The sequence below is a fragment of the Streptomyces sp. NPDC004658 genome, assembly GCF_040609555.1.
Lineage (GTDB): Bacteria > Actinomycetota > Actinomycetes > Streptomycetales > Streptomycetaceae > Streptomyces.
Genome location: NZ_JBEXKG010000307.1, coordinates 1 through 4,369 on the forward strand (window position 1 = coordinate 1; position 4,369 = coordinate 4,369).

The 4,369-nt window shown below is 74.5% G+C and carries 2 protein-coding genes; both read right to left on the bottom strand.

The window, feature by feature from the left end; all coding sequences use genetic code 11:
- Positions 1–92: 92 nt before the first annotated feature.
- A complete protein-coding gene (locus ABZV94_RS40410; protein ID WP_356349900.1) occupies positions 93–2,618 on the bottom strand; it encodes an FtsX-like permease family protein in 2,526 nt (841 codons plus the stop codon).
- The gene (locus tag ABZV94_RS40415) at positions 2,615–3,472 is read right to left on the bottom strand and encodes an ABC transporter ATP-binding protein (RefSeq protein ID WP_356349902.1); all 858 of its coding nucleotides are present in this window, start codon (positions 3,470–3,472) and stop codon (positions 2,615–2,617) included. Before ABZV94_RS40415 ends, ABZV94_RS40410 begins: the two co-directional genes overlap by 4 nt.
- Positions 3,473–4,369: the final 897 nt, after the last annotated feature.

The window sequence follows — 4,369 nt, forward strand, 5'->3', positions numbered from 1 at the left end:
CCGTCTCCTACGCCGAGCGCCGCCGCCTGTTCGAGCTGCCCCGCTCCAGCTGGGCACCCCGGGTACGCCCCTCCGCCGACTTCCGCACTCTGCTACTGGCGTGCCGTTCCCAGCGTTGCCGGCCGGGTCCGCAGCAGTGCGCGCACCGGCAGGCCCGTCGAGCCGAGGCAGAGCAGCACGGTGCCGACGGCCAGTGGCAGGGCGAGCATCAGCGGCACGTGGGGGGCGGAGCCGGTCACGCCCCGGGCGACGGGTACCAGCGTGAGCCCGGCGATCGACGCGCCGACCGCGAGCCCGGTCACGGCCACCAGCAGCGCCTCCCAGCGCATCATGTGGCGCACCTGGCGCCGGGTGGTGCCGGCCAGCCGCAGCAGCGCAACCTCGCGGCGCCGGTCGATCACCGTCATGACCAAGGTGTTGGCGGCGCTGACGGCGGCGAACCCGCCGAGCACGGCCGCCATCACGGTGTTGGCCCAGCCGCTGAGTTCCAGGTCCTTGTCCGCCTGGGCGACGAACCCGGCCCGGTCGGTCACGGCCGTCCCGGGCAGTGCGCCCAGGCCGGCGGCCAGGGCCGCGCGGTCGGCACCCGGCGCGGCGGCGACCAGCACCTGGCTGTCGTAGGCGGCGGTGACGTGCGATGCGACCGCGGCCCGGGGCAGCAGCGCCTGGCCGAGCCCGAGCCCTCGCTCGTACACCGCGACCACCACGGGCCGGACCGCGGTGCCGTCGCCGAGCCACAGCGGCACCCGGTCGCCGACCTTCGCGCCGAGTGCGCCGGACAGGGTTGTGCTCAGCGCGATCGTGTCAGGGGCGCGGCCGAGGTCGGCGAGGGCACCTGTGCGCACGTCGAGGTCGAGCACCTTCGGCAGCCGGGCCGGGTCGCCGCCCACGCCGAGGGCGGGGGCGGAGCTCAGCATGTCGCCGCTCTCGTAGACCACGCCGGTGCGCAGCAGGCCGATGGCGGTGTCCACACCGGGCACCCGGGCGGCCGTCTCCGCGGTTCCGGCGGGCAGGCCGGGGCCGGTGGCGGCGATCACGTGGTCGGCGGTGACGCCGGCCTTGACGTTCTCGCCGGTGGTGTGGCGCACGGTGCTCTGGAGGATCAGCAGGGTGCCGCAGAAGGCGGTGACCAAAACGATGGGGGTGATCGCGGAGGCCAGTCTGCGGGCGTTGGCGCGGGCGTTGTCGGCGGCGAGCGAGCCGGGCGCGCCGCCGGCCCGCAGCGGGGCGCCGAGCAGCGCGGCGGCTGCTGCGGCGAGCCGGGGACCGAGCAGGGCGACGGTCACCATGAAGCACATAACCACGCCGAGTGCGGTCTGGGCGGCTTTCTCGCCGTCCAGGGCGTTGGCAACGACGGCGGCCGTGCAGCCGCCGGCGGCGAAGAGCACGCCGAGGACGGTGCGCACCTTGCCGGGGCGGGGTGCTTCGACGGCGGCGTCGCCGAGTGCCTGGGCGGCCCGCATCCGGGACGGGCGGCGGGCGGCCAGGAAGCCGGCGGTCAGCGCGGTGAGGGTGCACAGGAGCACGGCGGCGAGCATCGGCAGCGGGCCGATGTCGAGACGGACGTCTGCGGGTACGGCGCCGCGGTCGGCCAGCTGGCCGAACCACCAGCGGGCGAGGGCCAGTCCGGGCAGGATGCCGATCGCGGCGGCGAGGGGCGCTACCAGCATCGCCTCGGTGGCGATGGTGCGGCGGATCTGGCGTGGGGTGGCGCCGATGGCGCGCAGCAGCGCGAATTCGCGGGCGCGCTGGCTCGTGGCGAGGGCGATGGTGCTCATCACCACGAACACGGCGGTCATGGTGGCGTAGCCGCCGAAGGTGCCGCCGAGGGCCGTCAGCATGCTGCGGGCACTGCTGAGGGCGGGGTGTTCGACGGTGCCCCGGTCGTCCCCGGTGAAGGTCCTGGCGTCGCCGCCGAGGGCCCGGCGGACCTGGGCCGCCAGTTCGGTGGTGGGAACGCCTTCGCGGGGTTGCACCGCGATGGCGTCGATGCGGCCGGGGTGGCCGGAGAGGCGGTCGGCGGTGGTGTCGGCGAACCAGGCGGTGGGGCCGCTCTGCTGGGCGGCGGCCAGACCGGAGATCCGGTAGTGCGCGGTGCCGCCGGGCGCGGTGAGCGCGAGGCTCGCGCCGGGTGCGAGATGGGCGGCACGCGCCGTGTCGGTGTCCAGCACTATCTCGTTCGCGCCGGGTGCGCGGCCCTCGACCAGCTTGTCGCCGGGTCCGGCGATCCCGAGTGCGGCGAAGCCCCGGCCGGTCATGGCCGGTGTCCTCTCCCCGGCGGGCAGCGGGAAGGCCGTGTCGGGGCGGGCCGCCGCGACCGCGGGCAGGGCGGTCAGCCGGCCGACCAGCGCGGCGTCCGTGCGGGCCCGTTCCGGGGTGGCCTGCTCCTGGGTTTCGGTCTCCCCACCGGTCTTGCGCTCAATCTTGACCGCCTGATCGGCTGTGACCACCACGGGGGCGGCGGCGTACCGTTCGGGCTTCAGGCTCGCGGTCAGGCCGGTCTGCAGCAGCGTGCCGCAGGCCACCACCACGGCGGCGCCCAGCAGCAGGGCGACCAGGGTTCCCACGAAGGACCCGGGCCGGAAGCGCACCGAGGCGCGGGCGAGTCCGTTCGTCATGCCGCCGCTCCCACCGGGTGGGCGGTCAGCGCGATCATCCGGTCCGCGACGGTCTGCGGGGTCGGGTACGGCAGGTCGTCCGCGATCGCGCCGCCGGCCAGGAACAGCACCCGGTCGGCGAAGGAGGCGGCCACCGGGTCGTGGGTCACCATGACCACGGTCGCGCCGAGCGAGTCCACGGCCTGCCGCAGCAGGCCCAATACCTCGTGCGCGGTGGTGGTGTCCAGCGCGCCGGTCGGCTCGTCGGCGAACACCACGTCCGGGTGAGTGATCAGCGCGCGGGCGATCGCCACCCGCTGCTGCTGGCCGCCGGACAGCTGTCCCGGGCGGCGCGACGCGTGCTCGCCCAGGCCCACCCGCGTGAGCAGTTCCCGCGCCCTGGCCCGGTCCTGGCGCTTCCCGGCGAGGCGCTGCGGGAGCAGCACGTTCTGCTCGACGCTCAGCGAGGGCAGCAGGTTGAAGGACTGGAAGACGAAGCCGATGCGGGAGCGGCGCAGCTTGGTGAGCCGGTCCTCGCTCAGTGTGGTGATGTCCTCGCCGCCGAGCCGGACCTGTCCCTCGTCCGGGCGGTCCAGGCCCGCGGCGCACTGCAGAAAGGTGGACTTGCCGGAGCCGGAGGGGCCCATGACGGCGGTGAAGCTGCCGCGGGCGAGCGCCAGGTCGATCCCGCGCAGCGCGTGCACCGTCGCCGCGCCGCTTCCGTAAATCCGGCGCACACCCCGCAGTTCGATCGCGGGCTCCCCGGACGGGGCCCCGAGGTGCGGGGCCGAGCCGTACGGGTGCGCGGTGAACGGGGCTGCGGTGTACGGGGCCGCTCCAGGCCCGTCGGTCCTGTGGTCTCGGTGGCGTGCCATGGAGGGGTCTTCCTTCGGTTCTGCGGCGCTCGTTGTCAACGTCCTCAAACCTAGGAAGCACGGGCCGCGCGGACCATGCAGGCCACCGGCGGAACGGAGGTGGGGTTATCCCCCCACTCCCCGGCGGGAAACCGCAGGTGGGAGGTCCGGCGCTTGGCGAGGACGGGTACGCGAAGCCGGACCGTCCACGGCTGCCGACGGTCGCGGTCGGCGTCCGCTTCGCCGCGAACGTGGTGGCGAAGCGGTTGCCGACCGCTGCACGACCCGCAAAGAGCCTTCTGCCGCAGGCTGGTGCAGGGCAAAGAAGGAGAAGCAGCAGGTCGGCAGCCGGGCCCAGTGCGCCGGCGGCGACAGCTGAGAACCCGGTCCTCTTGAACGCGCCCGGCCCGAACACCGGCCACGCCCACCGTCCGACCATGGCGACCGAGGACGGCCCAGCCGGTCACCCAGCCGGTCCATGAGGCGGCCACCGCAGCGAAAAGCTGACGACCGACCAGGCACGCTGCATCGGCGTCTCGACGAACCACCGGCGGATGAAGGCCTACCGGCCGGGCCGCCCTTGCAGGCCGCTGCACCAAGGGCCCTTCTGCGCCGCGTACGGCCGCGCGGTCCCGGAGCCGCTCGAACACCGCCCATCCCTCTTCTCCCACCACCGGCTCGCAGTCCAGCCCCGGCACTGGTCCCGAGCCGCCTGCCCGATCCCGGGGAAGGCCGCCGTGAGGCCAGCGCCGCAGCGCGAGCGCAGTAACACCCGGCCTCCGGGCTGTTCGCCAGGGCCGACTTGGCTTTGTACACGAGAGCGGGTTCTGGCACAGGTTCCGTGCACAGTGACTGAGCGTTGCGAGCCGGGAGGTGGCTGCCTCGCTGGTCAGTACTGGATTTGATCCAGCCCTACGA

Coding starts and splice junctions, on each gene's coding strand:
- ABZV94_RS40410 (WP_356349900.1), bottom strand. CDS start 2,618: ATGACGAACGGACTCGCCCGCGCCTCGGTGCGCTTCCGGCCCGGGTCC.
- ABZV94_RS40415 (WP_356349902.1), bottom strand. CDS start 3,472: ATGGCACGCCACCGAGACCACAGGACCGACGGGCCTGGAGCGGCCCCG.